General features: G+C 63.1%; 21 protein-coding genes. 9 read left to right on the forward strand and 12 right to left on the reverse strand.

Annotated elements, in window-relative coordinates:
* Window positions 1-33 precede the first annotated feature (33 nt).
* The 6 genes from mdoH to gatC form a co-directional block, all read right to left on the reverse strand.
* Window positions 34-1809, reverse strand: coding sequence for a glucans biosynthesis glucosyltransferase MdoH (mdoH, locus tag AC0VX3_RS10175; RefSeq protein WP_475524609.1), 1776 nt, complete (start codon window positions 1807-1809; stop codon window positions 34-36).
* A gap of 1 nt (window position 1810) precedes the next feature.
* On the reverse strand, window positions 1811-2200 hold the full coding sequence (locus tag AC0VX3_RS10180) for a hypothetical protein (protein ID WP_475524610.1): 390 nt from the start codon (window positions 2198-2200) through the stop codon (window positions 1811-1813).
* Window positions 2197-3774, reverse strand: a complete 1578-nt coding sequence (locus AC0VX3_RS10185; protein ID WP_475524611.1) for an OpgD/OpgG family glucan biosynthesis protein — start codon at window positions 3772-3774, stop codon at window positions 2197-2199. Before AC0VX3_RS10185 ends, AC0VX3_RS10180 begins: the two co-directional genes overlap by 4 nt.
* 230 nt (window positions 3775-4004) lie before the next feature.
* A complete protein-coding gene (locus AC0VX3_RS10190; protein WP_475524612.1) occupies window positions 4005-5099 on the reverse strand; it encodes an NAD(P)/FAD-dependent oxidoreductase in 1095 nt (364 codons plus the stop codon).
* A gap of 290 nt (window positions 5100-5389) precedes the next feature.
* Window positions 5390-6874: an Asp-tRNA(Asn)/Glu-tRNA(Gln) amidotransferase subunit GatA gene (gene gatA / locus AC0VX3_RS10195; RefSeq protein WP_475524613.1), complete on the reverse strand. Its 1485-nt coding sequence runs from the start codon at window positions 6872-6874 to the stop codon at window positions 5390-5392.
* Window positions 6875-6975: 101 nt separating this feature from the next.
* Complete coding sequence (gene gatC / locus AC0VX3_RS10200) at window positions 6976-7263, reverse strand: Asp-tRNA(Asn)/Glu-tRNA(Gln) amidotransferase subunit GatC (protein WP_342891973.1); 288 nt, start codon at window positions 7261-7263, stop codon at window positions 6976-6978.
* A gap of 154 nt (window positions 7264-7417) precedes the next feature.
* Between gatC and AC0VX3_RS10205 the strand changes: the two genes are divergently transcribed.
* From AC0VX3_RS10205 to AC0VX3_RS10215, 3 genes are all read left to right on the forward strand, one after another.
* Window positions 7418-8023 carry a TetR/AcrR family transcriptional regulator gene (locus AC0VX3_RS10205; RefSeq protein WP_475524614.1) on the forward strand — a complete coding sequence of 202 codons (606 nt, stop codon included), beginning with the start codon at window positions 7418-7420 and terminating at the stop codon, window positions 8021-8023.
* Window positions 8024-8179: 156 nt separating this feature from the next.
* Complete coding sequence (locus AC0VX3_RS10210) at window positions 8180-8674, forward strand: YHS domain-containing (seleno)protein (protein ID WP_342891975.1); 495 nt, start codon at window positions 8180-8182, stop codon at window positions 8672-8674.
* A gap of 242 nt (window positions 8675-8916) precedes the next feature.
* On the forward strand, window positions 8917-9714 hold the full coding sequence (locus AC0VX3_RS10215) for a siderophore-interacting protein (RefSeq protein ID WP_475524615.1): 798 nt from the start codon (window positions 8917-8919) through the stop codon (window positions 9712-9714).
* A gap of 35 nt (window positions 9715-9749) precedes the next feature.
* On the opposite strand, the gene AC0VX3_RS10220 is transcribed toward AC0VX3_RS10215, so the two are convergent.
* Both AC0VX3_RS10220 and AC0VX3_RS10225 read right to left on the reverse strand, forming a co-directional pair.
* Window positions 9750-10499: a pyridoxine 5'-phosphate synthase gene (locus tag AC0VX3_RS10220; protein ID WP_475524616.1), complete on the reverse strand. Its 750-nt coding sequence runs from the start codon at window positions 10497-10499 to the stop codon at window positions 9750-9752.
* A 129-nt stretch (window positions 10500-10628) separates the two neighbouring features.
* The gene (locus tag AC0VX3_RS10225; protein WP_475524617.1) at window positions 10629-11564 is read right to left on the reverse strand and encodes a GlxA family transcriptional regulator; all 936 of its coding nucleotides are present in this window, start codon (window positions 11562-11564) and stop codon (window positions 10629-10631) included.
* Between the two features lie 91 nt (window positions 11565-11655).
* Between AC0VX3_RS10225 and AC0VX3_RS10230 the strand changes: the two genes are divergently transcribed.
* From AC0VX3_RS10230 to AC0VX3_RS10245, 4 genes are all read left to right on the forward strand, one after another.
* Window positions 11656-12159 carry an isochorismatase family protein gene (locus AC0VX3_RS10230; RefSeq protein ID WP_475524618.1) on the forward strand — a complete coding sequence of 168 codons (504 nt, stop codon included), beginning with the start codon at window positions 11656-11658 and terminating at the stop codon, window positions 12157-12159.
* 484 nt (window positions 12160-12643) lie between these two features.
* Entirely contained in the window at window positions 12644-13903 is a 1260-nt protein-coding gene (locus AC0VX3_RS10235) for a GGDEF domain-containing protein (protein WP_475524619.1), read from the forward strand.
* Between the two features lie 215 nt (window positions 13904-14118).
* Window positions 14119-15333, forward strand: coding sequence for a GTP-binding protein (locus tag AC0VX3_RS10240; protein ID WP_475524620.1), 1215 nt, complete (start codon window positions 14119-14121; stop codon window positions 15331-15333).
* Window positions 15330-15956 (forward strand): DUF1826 domain-containing protein, encoded by a 627-nt coding sequence (locus AC0VX3_RS10245; RefSeq protein WP_475524621.1) that lies wholly within the window; start codon window positions 15330-15332, stop codon window positions 15954-15956. The genes AC0VX3_RS10240 and AC0VX3_RS10245 overlap by 4 nt, the downstream gene beginning before the upstream one ends.
* Before the next feature lie 176 nt (window positions 15957-16132).
* On the opposite strand, the gene serA is transcribed toward AC0VX3_RS10245, so the two are convergent.
* Together serA and AC0VX3_RS10255 are read right to left on the reverse strand one after the other, a co-directional pair.
* A complete protein-coding gene (gene serA, locus AC0VX3_RS10250; RefSeq protein WP_475524622.1) occupies window positions 16133-17377 on the reverse strand; it encodes a phosphoglycerate dehydrogenase in 1245 nt (414 codons plus the stop codon).
* A gap of 169 nt (window positions 17378-17546) precedes the next feature.
* Window positions 17547-17879, reverse strand: a complete 333-nt coding sequence (locus tag AC0VX3_RS10255) for an ArsR/SmtB family transcription factor (RefSeq protein ID WP_475524623.1) — start codon at window positions 17877-17879, stop codon at window positions 17547-17549.
* 45 nt (window positions 17880-17924) lie between these two features.
* Here AC0VX3_RS10255 and AC0VX3_RS10260 point away from each other — a divergent pair, with 45 nt between their 5' ends.
* Both AC0VX3_RS10260 and AC0VX3_RS10265 read left to right on the forward strand, forming a co-directional pair.
* Window positions 17925-18344, forward strand: a complete 420-nt coding sequence (locus AC0VX3_RS10260) for an SRPBCC family protein (protein ID WP_475524624.1) — start codon at window positions 17925-17927, stop codon at window positions 18342-18344.
* 28 nt (window positions 18345-18372) lie between these two features.
* Complete coding sequence (locus tag AC0VX3_RS10265) at window positions 18373-18855, forward strand: SRPBCC family protein (protein WP_475524625.1); 483 nt, start codon at window positions 18373-18375, stop codon at window positions 18853-18855.
* A 173-nt stretch (window positions 18856-19028) separates the two neighbouring features.
* Here the strand turns inward: AC0VX3_RS10265 and AC0VX3_RS10270 are convergent, their stop codons facing one another.
* Complete coding sequence (locus tag AC0VX3_RS10270) at window positions 19029-19859, reverse strand: arylamine N-acetyltransferase family protein (RefSeq protein WP_475524626.1); 831 nt, start codon at window positions 19857-19859, stop codon at window positions 19029-19031.
* A gap of 310 nt (window positions 19860-20169) precedes the next feature.
* On the reverse strand, window positions 20170-20745 hold the full coding sequence (gene ilvN, locus AC0VX3_RS10275) for an acetolactate synthase small subunit (protein ID WP_342891988.1): 576 nt from the start codon (window positions 20743-20745) through the stop codon (window positions 20170-20172).
* Between the last annotated feature and the right edge of the window lie 5 nt (window positions 20746-20750).

The following is a 20750-nucleotide window of genomic DNA, read 5'->3' on the forward strand; positions in this document are numbered from 1 at the left end:
CGCGGCGGAGACCTGGCGGGCGGCCGCCGGCCGTCAGGCGGCGATTTCGCCGAGGACGTCCGTTTCCTGCTGGCGGAGTGCCAGCCGCATTCCCTGGGCAATCGCGACCGGCGTCGTGTCGGCGGGGATAGCGAACAGCCCCAGCTTCGCGGCTGCCTTGCCCAGTTTCACCGAAGAGGTCAGCCAGACCAGCAGGGGAGCGGCCAATAGGGGCAGGGACACGGGCATCAACCAGTAGAACAGCTCCGGCACGTGGGCGCTGGAAAACAGCGCCGCCGCGGCCCCCGTGACGCTCATCCACCATGTGGCCGAGAGCGCTGCGCCAAAGGGCAGGGAGCCGTCGTCCCGGTCGGCGGTGGGCCAGCCGCTGTCGGCACCGGTCAGCACCTGGGCCACCGACCGGCAGTGAAACATCATCAGGATCGGCGCGAGGATCGAGGTCAGCAGGATCTCCAGGAAGAAACTGGCGACGAGCCGCGGAGCGCCGCCGAAATCGCCGGCCTTGCCGCCGGCAAGCGCGCGGACGACCAGCAGCAGTTTCGGCAGGATCAGCAGGGCAACCAGGCCGAACAACAGCGCCAGCGCCGTCACCGTCTGCGGATATGGAAACACCGGGAAAAGCGAGCGGCCGTCGAAATAGACCGGTTGCGCGGCGACGAGCGGGGCCGCAAGGCTGGCGGCCAGGAACAGGAACCAGATCGGCGAGGCGAGATAGGCGAAAATGCCCTGGAGGATCGAGATCCGGCTCCAGAAACGGAACCGCGGCGCCGCCAGGATACGGCTGTGCTGCAGGTTGCCCTGGCACCAGCGCCGGTCGCGTTTGGCGTAATCGACCATGTTGGCAGGCGCTTCCTCATAGGACCCGGTCAGGTCCGGATCGAGACGCACCTTCCAGCCGTCGCGCGCCAGAAGAGCGGCCTCGACCGTGTCGTGGCTGAGGATGTGGCCGCCGAAAGGCGGCGCACCGGTGAGGGGCGCCATGCCGCAGGTCGATGCGAAGGCCTGAGTGCGGATGAGGGCGTTGTGACCCCAGAACGTGCCCTCGTCGCCCTGGAGCGCGGCAAGCCCGCGCGCGAAATAGGGACCGTAGAGACCGGTGGCGAACTGAAGCAGCCGGCCGAACAGGGTGTTGAGGCCGATGATCCGCGGCAGGGATTGCAGCAGTCCGAGGCGCGGATCCGCCTCCATGCGCCGCACCATTTCCAGGATGGTGTCGCCGTCCATCAGGCTGTCGGCGTCCAGAACGAGCATATAGTCATAGGCGCCTCCCGACGTTTGCAGGAAGTCCGCGATGTTGCCGGCCTTGCGTCCGGTGTTCTGTTGCCGCCGCCTGTAAAACAGATGCCCGCCCGCGCGTAACCTGGCTACAAGCCTTTCATGGGCGCGCAGCTCGTCTTGCGCGACGTCGGACCGTGTCGTGTCGGAAAGGACGAAGAAGTCGAAACGGTCGCGGGCAGCCAGGGCGCCGACCGAGCGCATGATCGCTTCCAGCCGGGCGAAGACCGGAGCCGTCGCCTCGTTGTAGATCGGCATCAGGATCGCCGTGCGCCCTTCGGGGCAGGTGGCGGCGCGCGGCGGCGGATCCAACCGGAACAGGATGCCGAACAGGGCGATGCATCCGCCCCAGGCGAGCCAGAAGGCGGCAACCGCCATCAGGGCGATCCGGATGACGTCGAGCCAGTCGAACCCGTCGGCCTGGACGACCGTTGCGAACATGTAGGACGCCGCGGCGGTGAAAGCGCTGGCCACCACAAGCATGGCCAGCCGCCGGCCAATGGCTGGTGAGGCGGCGGGCGCGTCCGGCGCCATGTCAGCGGCTCCTTGCGATGATAGCGGCCCGTTTCAACCGGGGCCGGGCGGCCGGCAGGAGGCGCCGCCACCTGCGCAGAAGCGGTGTCAGCCGGATACTTGCCGGCGGGTTCAGGTCATGCAATGGCATGTCGAGGCCGTGCGCCGGGGGTGGCACCAGCAGGGTGCGGATCAGGCCGGCCCGCTGCGCCGCATCGCCGAGACCGGCGACCAGGTCCTGCGGGCTCAAGATGCCGCCCTGATCGGTTCGTGCTTCGGCCAGGGTTTCCAGAATGACCGCGTCGGACAGGTCGGGCCTGTTCAGGACCGAGCGGATTTCCTCGAAAACGCATCCCGCCCGGTGAGGGCCGGGCAGTCCGGTATTGCCGGAAGAGTTCATGTGCATCGTCATGAGTTGCCACTCCATTGATACAGCCAGGTTTCCGTGATGTCGGAGCCATCCAGTTGCAGCGCGAGAATCATCTCGACGGAGCGATCCGGGGTTTCGCGCTCAATGTCGAGTATCGCCCGCCAGGTGCCGCCTTCGAGGCGCTGAATGTGCTTGTGCCTGACGGAGCCGTTGCGGACGGACAGGCGGGGTTCGACGGGATCATCCGCTCCGAGCCCGGACATCGTGTCCCCTGCGAATTCGACCACGAATTTCCTGAGGTCGGGGTCGGGATCTGACGCCGCCGCGCCGCCGTGACCGGTGCCGGTCGCAATCACCCGCGCCAGTTCGGTGCCCGGTTCCGGGTCCTGGCCCCAGATCATGCGGTAGGCAAAACGGTGTTCCGAACCGGCCACTGCATCAGCTTCGGGAACCCAGAAGGCGACGATGTTGTCGTGAATTTCCTTGTCGGCCGGAATTTCGGCAAGCATCACCTGGCCGCTGCCCCAGTCGTTGACGGGCTCGATCCAGAGCGAGGGACGACGCTGGTATTTGGCTTCGGTGTCCTGATAGTGATCGAAGCCGCGGTCCCGCTGCAACAGGCCGAACCCGGCGGGACTCTCCTCCCTGAAGAAGGACAGCGCGAGGCTGTCGGGATTGCGCAGCGGGCGCCAGAGGCGCTGGCCGTCGCCGCGCAGGATCATCAGGCCGTCATTGTCGTGGACCTCCGGCCGGTAGTCGTCGAACCCGAGCCGGTCGTTTTCTCCGAACAGGAACATGGAGGTCAGGGGCGCGATGCCCAGCCGCTCCACATCGCTGCGCAGGAAAATACGTGCGTCCACTTCCACCACGGTGTTGATGCCCGGCTTTATGGTGAACTGATAGGCCCCGGTGACGCTCTCGCTGTCGAGCTCCGCGTAAAGGCGCATTTCACGCGCGCCTTTGGCGGGCCGTTCCAGGTAAAATCGCGTGAAGCGCGGAAACTCCTCCGGTCCACCGACTGCGGTGTCGACGGCAAGACCACGCGCGGACAGGCCGTAGACATTGCCCTTGCCGAGCGCGCGAAAATAACTTGCGCCGAGGAACACGATCAGCTCGTCGAAAAACTCCGGTGTGTTGAGCGGATGATGAAGCCGGAAACCGGCAATGCCCGGCAGGGTGAGACCCCGGAACCTGTCCGCATCGAGGGGCGCGCCATAGTCGAAATCCGCGCCGGTGAACGCAAGCGGCCGGGCCTTGCCATCGACGATTTCGTATAGGTCCACCGTTTCATTGTAGAGCCAGCCCGGATGGAAGGCATGGAGCCGGTAGCTGCCGTCGCTGTCCTTCCAGACCGCGCGGTCGGGCGAAAACCGGATCGCGCGGTGCTGATCGTAGGCAAGCCCGGACAGCAGTTCCGGCAGGTCGGGTGTCACCTGGGCATGAGCCGTGCCGGCCTTTTCCTTCATCCGGAGGACAAGGGTTTCGAAGTCGAAATCCGGGCTTTCAGCGGAAGGGAGGGCTGATGGTGCGGGCGCGGCGTCGTCGCCGGCGGCATAGCCCGGAATCGCCCTGCTGGAGAGCACACCGGCCCACAGGGCCGTTGCTGACAAGAACATACGCCGATTGATCAAGACGATTAGCCACCTTGTTGAATTTAAAGTGATCTTTTTGGGTCACTCCTTGAATGAGCACGCGTAGTGCAGCAATTTTAAGGAGAAATGCGGACCAAATGACGGCATTTCTGTGCATTGCAGCACGACACGCGTGATCGCTTGTCAATCAAACGCGGGACTGTGCGATTGGTTGCGTTGCTCAGGTCAATTGCGGGTGTTGGGGAGCGGCGCCGTCAGAGCAGCCCGGCGACGTGATCGCCAATGGCAAGGGCCGAGGTCAAACCGGGGGATTCCATGCCGTAGAGCGCAACCAGCCCGGTGTGGCCGTGTGCCCGGGGACCGTCGATCCTGAAATCGGCCGCCGGTTCGCCGGGGCCGGTGATCTTGGGGCGGAAACCGCAGTAATCCGGGATCAGGGACTTGTCCGGCAGACCGGGCCAGTAGTTGCGGATAGCGGCATAGAACCTGTCGCCGCGCGCCGGATCGACTTCGTAGTCGATCTCATCGACCCACTCCACATCCGGGCCGAAACGGGCCTGGTGCTGAAGATCCATGGTGATGTGAACACCCGATCCGCCGGGTTCCGGCACTGGATAGACCAGTGTGGAAAACGGTGCCTTGCCCTGAAGCTTGAAATAATTGCCCTTGGCCAGATAGGCTTTCGGCGCTTGCGCGCCTGCAACATCCTGCATCAGTCCGGGTGCTCCGTGCCCGGCGGAAACGATCAGCTCCCGGCAGGTCAGGGAATAGGCCCCGGCATCGCCGGTGTCGACCTCAAGACGGTAGCCGCCCTCAAACGGTTCGATCCGGCTGACGCGGGTGTTGAGCACGACCTGGCCGCCCTTGTCCTCAAGGCCGCCCTGCAGGGCAAGCATGAAGCCGTGACTGTCGATAATGCCGGTCGACGGGGACCAGAGCGCGCCGCAACAGTCGAGTTCCGGCTCGATCTCCCGCAGCTTGTCGCGATCGTAAAAGACCAGATCGTCCAGACCGGTGTCGGTGGCCTGCCGGTGGAGGCGCTCCAGCTCCGGCAACTGGGCTTCGTCGGCGGCCACGATCAGCTTGCCGATCCGCTCATGGGCGATGCCGTTGTCGGCGCAGAACCGATAGAGCTGGTTCTTGCCCGGGAGACACAGCGCCGCTTTCAGGCTGCCGGGCGGATAATAGATGCCGGCATGGATGACCTCGGAATTGCGGGCGCTGGTTTCCGATCCGATCAGGCCGTGCCGCTCGAGCACCATGACCTCGCGCCCGGAGAGCGCCAGGGCGCGGGCACAGGCCAGGCCGACGACACCGGCACCGATCACGATGGTTTCGATATCAGGCATGCGTCGGCTCTTTCCGGAAATTCCGCTGAAGTGACGGGTGTTGAACAGACTTTCGACCTGGAGAGATCATCGGTTCAGCCAAGTTACGGCTTCGCCGTTTACTCCCATCCCTAACCCTTCCCCATAAGGGGGAAGGGGACAAGGCCGCGGACATGGTTTGGCACAAGTGACCGCCAGATGCTCTTGAGCCTGCAATTTCGGCCAGGACGATGAAGCGCATGGTTCCCCTCCCCCTTGTGGGAGGGGTTAGGGGTGGGGGATCCCAGGTCACGCAAGCGGTTGGACCTGAATCAGCCCCACCATTTTTCCGGATCGAACGACCCGGCGGCGTCCTCGATCACCTGGCCGACCTGGAACAGGGTGCTTTCGTCGAAAGGCTTGCCGATCAGCTGCAGGCCGAGCGGCAGTCCGTCCTTGTCGAGGCCGGCGGGCACGGAAATGCCCGGCAGGCCGGCCATGTTCACGGTGACGGTGAAAATGTCGTTGAGATACATTTTCACCGGATCGGAATGCAGGTCCTGGTCGGCAACGCCGAAGGCGGCCGAGGGCGTTGCCGGTGTCAGGATCGCGTCGACGCCGTTCTGCCACGCCAGATCGAAATCACGCTTGATCAGGGTGCGGACCTTCTGGGCCTTCAGGTAATAGGCATCGTAATAGCCGGCGGACAGCACATAGGTGCCGATCAGGATGCGGCGCTTGACCTCCTCGCCGAAGCCTTCGGCGCGGGTGTTCTCGTACATCTCGGCGATGTCCTTGCCCGGCACGCGCAGGCCGTAGCGGACGCCGTCATAACGGGCAAGGTTTGAGGAGGCTTCCGCCGGGGCGACGATGTAATAGGCCGGCAGGGCGTATTTCGTGTGCGGCATGGCGATGTCGACGATCTCCGCGCCCGCATCCTTCAGCCATTGAATGCCTTTCTGCCACAGGTCCTCGATTTCACCGGACATGCCGTCCATGCGGTATTCCGCCGGAATGCCGATCTTCAGACCCTTCACGGATTTGCCGATGGCGGCCTCGTAGTCCGGGACCTCGATGTCGACGGACGTGGTGTCCTTCGGATCGACGGAGGCCATGGACTTCAGGAGGATGGCACTGTCGCGCACCGTGTGCGCGATCGGTCCGGCCTGGTCGAGCGAGGAGGCGAAGGCAACCACGCCCCAGCGCGAGCAGCGGCCATAGGTCGGCTTGATGCCGACGGTGCCGGTGAAGGCAGCCGGCTGGCGGATCGAACCACCGGTGTCGGTCGCCGTGGCCCCCATGCACATGCGGGCCGCAACCGCGGTGGCGGAGCCTCCGGAAGAGCCGCCGGGAACGAGACCCTGGTTTGAGCCCTCTTTGCGCCAGGGGTTGATCACCGGGCCGTAATAGGAGGTCTCGTTGGAGGAACCCATGGCGAACTCGTCCATGTTCAGCTTGCCGAGCATGACGGCGCCGTCGGCCCACAGGTTGGACGTCACGGTGGATTCGTAAGGCGGCTTGAAACCGTCAAGAATGTGGCTGCAGGCCTGGGTGTGCACGCCCTTGGTGGCGAACAGGTCCTTGATGCCCAGCGGAATGCCTTCCAGCGCGCCGCCATTGCCGTTGGCCAGTTTCTCGTCGGAGGCTTTCGCCATGTCGCGGGCCTTGTCGGCGGTCACGGTCACATAGGCATTGAGAGAAGCGTTTGCCGCTTCGATGTTGCCGATGAAGGCGTCGGTGAGTTCCAGGGACGTGTAATCCCTGTTTTTCAGGCCGTCGCGGGCCTCGGCAATCGTGAGTTTGGTGAGATCGGTCATGGCTCGGGTCTCTTCGGATCTGGTCAGGTCGTTGTGGCAATTGCCAGCATGGGGGCGAATGCGGAGGCAGGTGCGGCTTTACGCATCTCCTTGCGGCTCCGTTATTCGACGACCTTCGGAACCATGAAGAAATGATCTTCGGAAACGGGCGCGTTCTGGACGATGTCGTCGGCCTTGCCGCCGTCGGTGACGCCGTCGGCGCGTTTCTTCATGGTCTGCTCGACCACCGAAGTCAGCGGCTCGACGCCTGTGATATCGACTTCGTCGAGTTGCTCGACAAAACCGAGAATGGTGTTCAGCTCGCCGGTCATGCGGATGGCGTCGTCGTCGCTCACCTTGATCCGTGCGAGGTGGGCAACACGTTTTACCGTTTCGGTATCAACAGACATGAGGTCCTCATTTACTGGAGCGTGCGGCCGGCTGCCGCGCGGAATTTGTCCCTGTGTGCAGCGGTGGGCGCCGAAAGGCAAGTCTCCGGCGTTGTGCCGAACCGGAATCGGGATTATTACGGTACCAACTGTAACCGAAACAGGACTTGCTTCGATGCCACAGGCAGCAGCCGGGTCTGCCGGCCGTCCGCTGGATTTGCGTGTGAGCGACGCCCTGAGGGAGGCGACACTCGTTGTCCTGTCCCGAAACGGCTACGAGAGAACCACCGTTGCGGCGATCGCGGCGCACGCACGGACCAGCAAGCAGGCGGTCTACAGGCGCTTCCAGAACAAGGAAGAGCTGGTCGCGGCGTCCGTCGCACATGCCCTCCTTGATGCCACCCCCGGCCCACCGCAGCGGGTCAGTGTGGCGGAAGACCTGAGACAGTGTCTTACCGGCATGGTCGGCGCCCTTCAGGAGACCTCGCTGGGCGGAGCCCTGCGTGCCCTGATGCCCCAAAGGGAAAAGACGGCAATTGCCGCCGTGCTGGATGAGGCAGAGGAAGGCCGCCGTCTCCTCATGCGGCAGATCTTCATTGCGACGCCTTTCGAGGCGGACATGGAGACCCGGATCGATCTCCTGCTCGGCCTGGTCACATTCCGGCTGATCGTCCGTGGTGTCCGGATCACGGACGAGGACATCGCAACGGCCATCTTCCTGGTGCTTGGTCTCGTCGCGCCGCGCGATCCGGAGGGGCACCAAGGCCTTCCAGGCATGTAACCCGGGGTCCGATCACGTTTCGCTCTCCCGGCGTTATCGGCGACGTGATCAAGGGTGATTGGCCATCCGGGGCGTCAGGCGACATTTTTCATTCCAAGCGGTGCGCCCCTGCACCGGCCTTGATTGCCAGCTCGTAACTCCGGGAGAGAAAAAGTCATGCCGCTCTACACGTCCAGGTCCGTTCTTTTGGGGCTTGCCGCCCTGTTTTCCGCTACCGCGTTCACGGCGTCCGCTGATGAAATCACCACATTCACCAAGGGCGGTGCCGCGATTGGCGGAACCGATCCGGTGGCCTATTTCACCGAAGGCAAACCAGTCGCCGGCTCCGACGCCTACACGTTCGATTACGACGAGGTGACCTGGAAATTCTCTTCGGCGGAAAACCGGGATACGTTCGCCGCCGACCCGGCCAAATATGCACCGCAATATGGCGGGTTCTGTGCCTTTGGCGCCGCCATGGGCTTCAAGGTTCCGGTTGTTCCGGAGGCCTGGTCCATTGTCGACGGCAAGCTCTACCTGAACAATTCTCTCAAGGTTCAGGACCGGTTCGAGCAGGACGTGCCCGGCCACATCGAAAACGCAACCCTGAACTGGGAAATCATCCGGGAGAAAAAGCCGGAAGACCTGAAAGAGCCGATCATCCGCGACTGAGACCTCGCGCCTTACCGATTGCCTCCAAAGACAAGAGCCCGCCCGCAAGGCGGGCTCAGCTTGTTGACAGGCCCTCCGCCGGGCATCTTCAAGGTGCGCGCCGGCTCCTGGTCGCGCCCCGCCGGAGCCCCGTCACGGGGACGGCGGCAGGCGGTTACATCTTTTCGCTTGGAGGGCTCTTCAAATTCCGGGACGTCGATGCTAAATCATGAGTATTATAGTCATCATTTGTGAGGTGCCCATTGGCCAACCGACCGAAACGCCGTCCCCGCTTTCTGACCGTCTCGTCGACGCACTATCTCAGCCCGAACCTGATCCGGGTCACTTTCGCCGGTCCTGAATTGGAAGGTTTCCCGACCGGTCATGAAGGTGCCAACTGCAAGCTGGTGTTGCCGCGCGACGGCGAAGCCCGGCAGGACTTCGAGGCCTATTTCGAGCCGGACGGGCCTGCGGAAAAGATCCATCCGGTGCGGACCTACACCGTGCGCACCTTCCGCGTCGACAGCCTCGAGCTTGACATCGATTTTGTCGCCCACGGAGACAACGGTCCGGCGACGCGCTGGGCGCAGCGCGCTGGTCCCGGATCCTTTCTGGGTTTTCTCGGCCCGAGCCAGCCGAAGATCACCGAATTCCACGCCGACTGGTACCTGTTCGCCGCAGACCTGTCCGCCATGCCGGTGGTCGAAGCAACCCTCGAGGCCCTGCCTGGGGAAGCACGCGGTGTCGCTGTGTTCGAGGTTCCCTCAGCCGACGACATTCGCGAGATTGCCGCGCCCGAAGGGATCGATCTGCACTGGCTTGTGCAGGAGGACGTCCACAGGCCGTCGACGGCTCAAGTCGATTTCGTGAGGGCGCTGGACTGGCAAGACGGGACCGTCCAGACCTGCATCGCGGGAGAGAGTTCCGTGATCCGGGCGCTTCGGGACTATCTCCACAATGAGCGTAAGCTTCCGAAGGCCGACACGTATATTTCAGGCTACTGGAAGATCGGCCTGGTCGAGGACGAACACCAGCAGATGAAACGCGCGGAAGCCGCCTGACACATCCGGCAAGTCGCGCTCCGGTGCGGCCTGCCTCAGAGTTCGCCCATGGCCTTGCGGAACCGGTTGACGCTTTCCGCGAAACCGTGGACCAGCGCGTCGGCGGTAAAGCCGTGGCCGATCGACATTTCCCGGATGAAGGGCGCCCTGGCAAGCAGCGGCGGAATGTTGTCGACGGTCAGGTCGTGGCCGGCATTGACGCCAAGACCGCAGGCCCGGGCGGCTTCCGCCGTGGCGACGACCCTGTCGAGTTCCCGGGTGGCCCTGTCGAAATCGTCGTAACAGGCACCATAAGGACCTGTGTAGATCTCGATCCGTTCGGCGCCCAGCCGGGCGGCATGCTCCGGTGCTGCCGGGTCCGGGTCGCAGAAGAGGGACACCGTCACCGCCCATTCCCTTGCGGCCGCGATGGCGGTCTCGAGCGCGCCGGTGTCTTTCGCGAAATTCCAGCCGTGATCGGAGGTGGTCTGCTCCGGATCGTCGGGGACGAACAGGACCTGTTCGGGCCGGGCCTCCTCGACCAGTTGCAGAAAGTCGGCTGCGGGGTAGCCCTCCAGGCACAGTTCCTTGTTCGGGAAGCGATCCTCGATCAGTTCGGACAGCTCGAAAACATCTGTTCTGCGGATGTGGCGCTGGTCCGGGCGCGGATGCACGGTGATGCCCTTGGCGCCCGCTTCCATGGCGATCGCGGCCAGGCCGGTAACGCTCGGCCAGGGCAGGTCGCGGCGGTTGCGCAGCATGGCGACGGCATTGACGTTGACGGACAGGCGCGAAACGGCAGGCATTGTTGTATTTCCGGATGAAGAGGTTGAGAACCTGATTCAAGTCGTTGGGCTATCGTGGCAGGATTGTTTTGAAAGTCCTTGAAGTCAAACAGGGAATTGTCACTAGAGACAATGTTTCCGGTGCCGTTTCTATCCGGCCCTTTGTCTGGCCAGCCATTGTGTCGGGGTCATGCCCAGTTCGCCGCGAAAGGCTTTGCGGAGCGACGGAGCATCGGGAAAACCGCTGCGCACCGCAATGCGCTCAAGTCCCTTTTCGCCGCGCAGAAGGATGTCCTGGGCACGGGCGATCCTGGCGCGGCGGAGCCAGCCACCCAGGCTGCCCCCGGTGCGCGCGCGAACATGCCTGCTCAGGCTGCGGCGACTGACCCCGGCGCGTGCTGCCAGTTCATCCAGAGAAGGGTTTTGTTCGGGGGTGGCCCAAAGGCGTTCGAGAATATCCGCGATGCGGCGCTCCGCCGACGTGGCGGGGGCGGGCCGGTCGATCAGCTGCGGTTGCTCGCCGCCCCGTTGCGGCGCCACGACAAGATGGCGGGCGACCCGGTTGGCCTCCGCGATGCCTGACACCCGGGCAAGCAGATGCAGGCAGCAGTCGAGCCCGGCGGCGATACCCGCCGAGGTAATCACCTGGCCGTCGTCTACATATATCGCCGCCGGATCGATCCGGACGGCTGGGTATCTTGCGCGGAGTTCGGTGGCCCGCGCCCAGTGGGTGGTTGCGCGATGTCCGTCAAGAAGCCCTGCCTCCGCCAGTCCGAAGGCGCCGAGGCACAGGCCGACGACGATCGCATCGCGTTCATGGGCCATGCGGAGTTGCCGCAAGATGCCGGGCGAGACCGTCTCGCCGGCATCCCGCCACCCGGGAAGGATGACGACATCGGCCTGGGCGGCGGCCGCCAGCGGATGAGCGGTTTCGATGATGAGGCCGCCCGAAGCGGATATCCGGTTGCTTTCACCGCATACCATCACTTCGTGTCCGCTGGCCAGGAACGGCTCGCCGAACACCGCAAGCGGTGTCGAGAGCATGAAGGGGCTGACGCCCTGATAGGCGATGATCGCGATGCGCATTGGCCCAAACTACCTTGAACATGTCCTGCGGGCCACTGCAAAACAGTGCTTCGAACCGATAGCCTGGAGGCTGTGACAAGGAGAAACACAGATGAACCGCGCCCTTCTCGTGATCGACATCCAGAACGACTACTTCGCAGGCGGCGCCCTGCCGCTGCATCAGGCCGAGGAGGTGGAGGCGCGTGTCGTTGCCGCGATCGGCCGCGCCATAACGGCCGGCGACCGCATTGTCCTGGTGCGCCATGTTTCCGGAGCAGAGACGGGGCTGTTCGCCAACGGCGGTAGCGGCAATGCCGTCCGGCCATCAATTCTGGCCGCGGCGGGCAACGCGCCGGTGGTGGTCAAACAGGTGGCCGATGCCTTTCAGAATACAGATCTGTCCCGGCATCTCGAAGGTGTCGAGGACTTGCTGATCTGTGGCATGATGACCCAGAATTGCGTGGTGTTTACAGCCATGTCACAGGCGGCCGAACCGTTCGACGTCACCGTCATCGGTGATCTTTGCGCTGCGCCGACCGAGTCGGTGCATAAAATTGCGCTCAATGCGCTGGGATCTAAATTGCGGGTCGCGGGTTCGAGCGATATCTGGCACTAGAGCCGTAATTTTGAGGTCACGCGCCGGCAACCCGAAGTTTTCGGGCCGCCTGTCCGCTTTGCCGCGCGGGAGCTGCTCCGGTTACTCCGGTGATGTAATCCGGGGTTGTATTTCCGTTGGCAATTGCAAGCCGAGCGCAATTGCTTTGCACGGGGCCGACGACCGGAAAGCCCCCGCAGTGCAGTTGCCTGTGAAAAGAATCACGGCATACTCCTGTCAGTTTTCCCTACAAAGTCTGAAAGGAGCTTCATCCGGCGGGGATGCCAAGGGGCGCGAAGCACGGCCGAATGTCCGGAAAGCCTGTTCGACGCTGCTGTGAGCGGCGGGGGCAGGCGGCCATCGGAGATGGTGCCGTTTTGCCGGCTTGATCCCCCTCACATCCGGGCGAAGATGGCGTCCCCCTCGCGAGTTGCTTCCTTTTGCCCTCTCCCCAACGGCTCATTCGCGACCCTATCCAAGGCCGAAGACAGAAACCGACCTGAACATGGCAACTTTCAACGTACTTCTTCTTCTGGCTCAGGCGGCCGTCTATTTCATCGTGATGATGTGTCTTTTGCGGGCACGCAGGGTGCTTGGAATCGGCGTGTTCATGTGCGCGCTGGGCGTGATGCATTTCCTGGAAACCTATCTCGCCAGCGTGTTCTACATCCAGTTGCCGTTCGGGATCGTCTCGCCGGGCTCCACGGTGTTGTTTTCCGGCAAGCTGCTGATGATCCTGCTGCTCTATATCCGAGAGGACGCACTGGTCGTCCGCCAGGCGATCTACGGGCTGCTGGTCGGCAATTTCCTGATTGTCGCGCTGGTCATGATCCTCAGGAACCACGACACCGTCATCGTCACCGGCGGGCGCGTTCCGGACATCGGCTTCATCGACGAAATCGGGCTCCTGATGATCTGGGGCTCGATACTGCTCTTCATCGATTCAATTCTGATCATCGTTTTGTACGAGCGCATCGGCAACTGGTTCGGCCGGCATCTGGGGTGGCGTTTCCTGATCTGTGGCGCGCTTGCGCTCACTTTCGACCAGGCCGGTTTCTTTCTGGCGCTTCATTATGTGACCGATGCGCCGGGGTATGTCTTCCTTGGTGGCTGGACCGCCAAGATGGCGGCGGTGCTTGTCTATACGGTCCTGTTCGTCGTTTACCTGAAATACTTCGACAACGAGAAGGTCTGGCTGTCGAACCGGCCGCTCAGGGATGTCTTCCACGTGCTGACCTATCGGGAGCGCTACCATCAACTGCTTGAGTCTTCGGTTCGCGACCATTTGACGGGGACGCTGGACCGCAGCCAGTACGAGGTGCGATCGCCGCAGATCCTCGCCCGGAACCTGAAGGAAGGGCGGGAGGTTTCCCTGCTGGTGATCGATATCGACCACTTCAAGCGGGTGAACGACCGTCACGGCCATCAGGTTGGCGATCAGGCGCTGAAGATTGTGGGGCGTCTGCTGAAGGAAAACCTGCGCTCCGACGACCATCTTTTCCGGGTCGGCGGCGAGGAATTCGTGCTTCTGAGCGAACGCCTGCCCGCAGAGGCGGCGGTTTCCATGGCCGAGCGACTGCGAAGGAGCATCGCGCGTTTCAGCAAGGTCTACCTGCCGGAAACGGTCACCGTCAGCATCGGCGTTTCCAGTGCGCCTGCCGACGGGACGAGCATCGACGACCTGTTCCGGGTCGCCGACCGGCGGCTCTACGATGCCAAGGGGGCCGGGCGCGACCGGGTCATCGGGCCAGCCGCGGCCGCTTGATCGGATCGCCGACCGGGGCATCCGTGCCGGTTTCCCGAACGGTATGGCAACACGCGAAATTCTCGCAAAATCAGACGGATGGCTGCGCTCTCTAGAAGACCTTTCCCGAGTGCGCGATGCCTGCCGTCTCTAAGTGCGGGCAATAGCTCTTGTCATGGCCGGTCTTCCTGCGCTAGTTATGTAATAACATAACATATTTAGCGCAGGTAACATTCATGTCCGATCCACGCCTTCCCGTAACCGTGCTTTCCGGCTTTCTGGGAGCCGGAAAGACAACGCTCCTGAACCGTGTTCTCAGCAACCGCGCCGGTCTCAAAGTCGCCGTCATCGTCAATGACATGTCCGAGGTGAACATCGACGCGGATCTGGTGCGGGCAGGCGGGGCGGAGCTCAGCCACACCGATGAGACCCTGGTGGAAATGTCGAACGGCTGCATTTGCTGCACGCTGCGCGACGATCTTCTCAACGAGGTGCGGCGCCTGTCGGAAGAGGGACGCTTCGACCACCTGCTGATTGAGTCGACGGGCATCTCCGAACCGCTGCCGGTCGCGGCAACGTTCGAGTTTCGCGACGAGGACGGCAACAGCCTGTCGGATGTCGCCCGGCTCGACACGATGGTCAGTGTTGTCGACGCGGCAAATCTGCTGCGGGACTTTTCGAGCCACGACTTTCTGCGCGACCGCGGCGAGACCCTGGGCGAGGACGATGAACGCACTCTGGTGCATCTGCTGACCGACCAGATCGAATTCGCCGATGTGGTCGTGTTGAACAAGGTGACAGCAGCCGGACCTGACCGGGTCGATGCCGCCCGAAAGATCATTCGCAGCCTGAATGCGGATGCCAGGATTATCGAAACCGATTTTTCCGACGTGACCCCGAACGACATTCTCAATACGGGACTGTTCGACTTTGCCAGGGCGCACGAGCACCCGATGTGGGCCAAGGAGCTTTACGGATTTGCCGATCACGTTCCCGAAACGGAAGAATATGGTGTGGTTTCATATGTCTATCGGGCACGGCGACCCTTTTATCCGCAAAAGATCCACGAAGTCCTGAACTCGGCGCTCGCGGGGGTCATCCGGGCAAAGGGACATTTCTGGATCGGCAGCCGGCCGGACTGGGTGATCGAATACTCCCTTGCCGGCGCCCTGTCCGGCACGGGACCGATCGGGACCTGGTGGGCCTCGGTCCCGGCAAGCCGGTGGCCGCAGGACGAGCGCGCCCGCACCTATGCCAAGGCGAATTGGGTCGAGCCGTTCGGCGACCGCCGTCAGGAAATCGTCTTTATCGGCACGGGCATCGACTGGCCGGAGCTGACGGCCCGGCTCGATGCCTGTCTGATCGGGCCGGAGGCCGGGGACGACCTGTCCGCGTTCCGGCATCTGCCCGATCCGTTCCCGCAGTTCCGGCGCGCAGGTGAAGCGGCATGACCCTCGCAGAGACGGAGACAACGGCTCGCGCAGGCGTAGCGCGGGACGTGATCATGGGCCGGACCGCCGATATTCTTGCCGATATCCATGCGCCCAGGATCGGTGCGGCGATCTGGACACGGTCGCCCGACGCGGACTTTCAGCGGTGGGTCGATGGCCTGCCGATCCGCAGCCTGCCGAAAATGAAGGCCGTGATCCCGGTCGGGCGGGTCGAGGCGGCGGTCTCGGCCACTTGCGAGATGGCCGGCCTGCCGGAGAGCCGGGAGCGGATCATGCTGGCCGGAGATGCCGGCGCACTCGCCCTGATCCTGGGACGTCTGCTGAATGTCTCCAGGGTGCAGATCCGGCTCGATGTCGCCTGCGGCGTCATGTGTCCGAAATTTCACACAGACGCCGTTCCGGCCCGGCTGCTGTGCAGCTATCGCGGACCGGGATCGGAGTATGTGCCGGCGGGACAGGAGAGTGATCTGCGGCGGGTTCGCCGTCTGCGGACCGGCGCCGCGGCAATCTTCCGGGGAACCCGCTGGCCCGGCGCGGAGCGCACGGAGCTTCTTCACAGGTCGCCCCCGCCGGACCAGGCCGACAGCACCAGACTGTTGCTGGTCATTGACCCGGTGGACTGAAACCCGCCTTGTCCGACAGGGTCCTGTCTGGCTCGGACGCCTGTCGCAAACCTCCACGGGCAGTATGGAAGGCCCGGGGAGAACCTTCACAGAACAACCCGATCGCCAAGAAACAACCCCGGGCAATCCCGGGCAATGCCGTGGGCCAACCCGGATCACGGCGGAGATGTCTCCGGTCAGACCCGGTTGAGCAACCGGGCCCGGATGGTGTTCGGCAGGGCGCGGATCTCTTCCAGGATCCTGACCGGATCCTCGACCACGCTGTCGACATCCAGCACCACGTAGCCGATGTCCTGATGGGACTGCATGTACTGGGCGCAGATGTTGAGATTGTGCCGGGTGAACAGGTCGTTCAGCGTGCGCATGGCGCCCGGGGCATTGTGATGCACCTGGATGAAACGGGTCGCGTCCGTGCCCTTGGGCAGTTGCACCTGGGGGAAGGAGACCGCGCCGATGGTCGAGCCGACGTTCGAATATTCCACCAGCCGCTTGGAAACCTCCTCGCCGATCCGGTCCTGTGCTTCTTCCGTGGAACCGCCGACATGAGGCGTCAGGATGACATTGTCGAGGCCGCGCAGGGGCGAAACGAACTCGTCCTTGTTGGACTTCGGCTCGACCGGAAAGACGTTGATGGCGGCACCGGCGAGATGACCGGACTTCAGCGCCCCGGCCAGGGCGTCGATGTCGATGACCTTGCCGCGGGCGTTGTTGATCAGGAAAGCGCCCTTTTTCATCTTGGCGATTTCACCGGCGCCGAACATGTTGCGGGTGCCTGGGGTGTCCGGGACATGCAGGGAAACGACATCGGACTGCGCCAGCAGGTTGTCCAGACTGTCAGCAGGGGAAACATTGCCATGCTGCAGCTTGTCGACGAGATCGAAATAGATCACCCGAAGGCCCATGGCCTCCGCAAGATTGGACAATTGCGTGCCGATATTGCCGTAGCCGATGATGCCGAGGGTCTTGCCGCGCACTTCGTGCGAGCCCACGGCGCTCTTCAGCCAGCGGCCCTCGTGGGCGGCCGTGGATTTCGGGAAGATGCCGCGCATCAGCATGACGATCTCGGCGATGGTCAGTTCCGCGACAGAGCGTGTGTTGGAAAACGGCGCGTTGAACACGGCAACACCGCGGGTCAGCGCGCCGGTCAGGTCCACCTGATTGGTGCCGACGGAAAAACAACCCACGGCAACCAGGGACTTGGCCGCCTCCAGCACTTCTTCTGTGACCTGGGTGCGGGAGCGGATGCCGAGTATCTGGATACCCTGAAGTTTCTCGATCAGCGCGTCTTTCTCGAGCGCGCCCGGGAGCACTTCCACATTGGTGTAACCGTTCTTGTCCAGGATCGCGCGCGCGGTCGGCGAAATGCCTTCCAGCAGCAGCCAGCGGATCTGGTTTTTCGGCCGGGAAAGACCGTGTATCATGGCGGAAAGCCTTCAAGTCTGATGAGTTTGAAATGCGCCGGGGAGGCGCTGAAGCGCGGGTGTCGTATACGCGCTCAACCGTGTCGCGTCCAGAGCATCGTGCCGGCGTTCAACGGAATGCGTGGCGCCCGGGATGGAAACACGACACTGTCTGCGGAGCCGAATTGCATCAATTGTGGGGTGTTTCAAGATCAGTCTTGAGCCGGTCCAGCAAAGTGACCGCGTTTTGCGCGTAGGGTCCGATCCAGCGATCGTGAATTTTCCGGATCGGGAGCGCGTTGAGATGGTTCCAGCGCTCCCGGCCCTTGCGCTGCACGATGATCAGGTCTGCTGCTTCCAGCACGCGCATGTGCTGCATCACCGTGCAACGGTCGAGTTCCGGAAACGCCGCGCACAGGGCGCCGGTGGTCTGGGGGGCATCCTTCAAGAGGTCAAGCAGGCGTCGCCGGCGGCCGTCCGCCAATGCCTTGAAAATCAGGTCCGAATCATCCTCACTTGACATGTTATAAAATTATAACATTAAATTGCCTCGGACAAGGAGAAAGCCATGAGCGATCCGGAGATCCGGCTGGACCGGGATTGCGCCGTTTCCACCGAGCGTCTGTGGGAAGTGCTGGTGACGCCATCGCTTTGGTGGGGCAAGGAGGTTCGCCTTGAGCCTCGCGCCGGCGGGGTCTTTCATGAACCCTGGCGGGACTCGGCCGGGGAGCACGACACGCGTGGCGAGGTGGTCGCATACGAGCCTTCCAGTCGCCTTGCTCTGAGCTGGCGCGACGACGACTGGACCTTTGATACGCACGTCACCTTCGTACTGGCGGAGAAGGGCGAGGGCAGCAGCCTCCTGCTTTGCCATGGCGGCTGGATGGGCGCGCCGCAACATCTGCAGGACCGGCTCCTGAGCAGCCACCGGCAGGGCTGGACGTATCATCTGGACAATCTGGTGGCCTGTGCGGAGCGGGCTCCCTGAAACGCATGTGGAACTCGCGGAGAAATCCATGAACCTGTCATTCAAAATCGCCGGACGGATCGCAAAACCGGTTGCGGAGGTGTTCGAGGCGGTGGTCGATCCGGATCGGCTTTCGGCCTATTTCACAACCGGAGGCGCCGATGGGCGGCTGGAGACCGGAACAATTGTCTACTGGGACTTTGCCGACTTTCCGGGCCGGTTCCCCGTAACGGTCGAGCGGGTCGAAAAGGACAGGGCGGTCGTCCTCAAATGGGCGGCGTATGAGTGCGGGGAGGTCAGTTCAACGAGCGAAACGCCGGTTCCCTCAGACTACGACACCACGATCACGATGACGTTCGAGGCGCTCGACGACGGCCGCACGCTGGTGACGATCAGTGAGGAGGGATGGCGCGAGACACCCGGTGCCCTGAAGGCATCCTACGGCAATTGCGAGGGCTGGACCCAGATGCTCTGCGCGCTCAAGGCCTGGCTCGAGCACGGCATCAATCTGCGCGAGGGTTTTTACAGGTAGAAAGGTCTCTCGTATTACCTCTTCTGACGAGATCGAGGCAGGCGACAGAGAGGGTGCCGTCGGCGAACACCCACAGGACCTCATCCCCAGGAAGCGCGAAGCACTGTGCGAAGGCTGGGCAATTTTCTCTTGTGCCCGTCGCCCGCCTTTCGAGACGAACCTGACGGTCCTCCTCAGGATGTGGTCGTCTGGATGGGCGCTTTCTTCAAGTCTTCCAACCGCTTGGCGATGGCCCGGATGGTGTCGTCGCCATAGCCGAGACCAAGGTCCCGGCGCATGAAATCTTCAAGGTCCTCGGTATCCCGGATCAACCATACGCGCTTGTCGCCATTGCCAGCCAGCCGGGCGCGTCCGTCCAGAAAACTGAGGAAGCCCGTGTCCGTCAGCCGGTAGAATTTCATGCTTCCGGCAAAGGACTGTTTCGGCGACGCCGCGCACAGAAAATTGGCTGCCTCGATGTCTGCCGGGCGCACCTCCACCCGGTCAAAACCGTAAAGCGGAAACCAGCCTTCGCCGGTGGCGCGTTCCAGGACATGTTCGCCGGAGGCTTCCTCGAAACGGATGCGGTAGCTCTGGTCGCGGATCGGCTGCGGGTCGTCCGAGATCCGGACCGGTTCGGCCGGCGCCTGACCGCCGAAGCCGGCATCGACCAGCCATTCGTCGCCTTCCAGCGTGACTACGAATGCCAGGTGGGTTCGCGCGCCGCCTTCGCCAGCGCCCATGCGCACACGGGCGAGCACTTTTCGAGTGGAATACCCGAGCGAGGCCAGGGCGTCGCCCAGCAGCGCATTCAGCTCGAAACAGTAGCCGCCGCAGCGCTCCATGACGAGTTTTTGCCAGAGACTTTCCGGATCGAGACCCGGCACCTGCCCGAGAAACGGCAGCACGTTTTCAAACGGTATGGCACTTATCTGTGCCGCCTGCAGCTTCTTCAGGCCGTCCAGATCGGAAGTGCAGGTTTCAAGTCCGATGCGGTGGAGATAGGCGGCAAGGTCAAAGGGCATGGGGGGGATCCGCAAGCTGAAGGGACCTGACGCATGTAGGCCGACATCGAGGAGATTAAAAGACTTGAGGCCTTTCGATCAGCTCCGGCCATCGGGAAATCGGGTGATTGCCGCAAAACTTACCAGCCTCATCCTGAGGCGGCGCGGAGCGCTGTCTCGAAGGATCGGCACCCTGCGCCTGAATGCACAGCCGATCCTTCGAGACGGGCCTGGCGCTCTCCTCAGGATGAGGCCGAATGAGGGGCGGCGGAAAATTGAAAACCCGCCGCGGGGCCGCGGCGGGTCCTGATTGCAATTGGTCAAAGGGCGTTCAAAGCCCTTCCGGACCCCGCTGGACGGCGGCGACACCGGTGCGGGAGACTTCCACCAGGCCGAGCGGTTTCATGATGGCGATGAACTGCTCGATCTTGGAGGTGCGGCCGGTGATCTCGAAAACGAAATGCTCGGTGGTGGCATCGATGACGGTGGCGCGGAAGGCATCGCCCAGGCGCAGGGCCTCCAGGCGCTTCTCGCCGGTGCCGGTGACTTTCACCAGGGCCAGTTCCCGTTCCAGGGGCTTGTCCTGATTGATGCGTTTGGCGCGCACCGTCAGATCGGTCACCCGGTGCACCGGCACCAGCCGGTCGAGCTGGTGGCGGATCTGTTCGATGATCATCGGCGTGCCGGTGGTCACGATGGTGATCCGCGACAGATGCTTCTCGTGTTCAGTCTCGGATACCGTCAGGCTGTCGATGTTGTAGCCGCGTCCGGAGAACAGGCCGATCACGCGGGCGAGCACGCCCGGTTCGTTGTCCACGAGGAGCGACAGGGTGTGGGTCTCGATCTCGTTGCTGACTTCGGCCAGGAAATAGGCGGACGGCGCATCGACGTTTTGCTGGGCATTCATGGTCT

It is taken from the genome of Roseibium sp. QJM3NY_11, assembly GCF_056173175.1.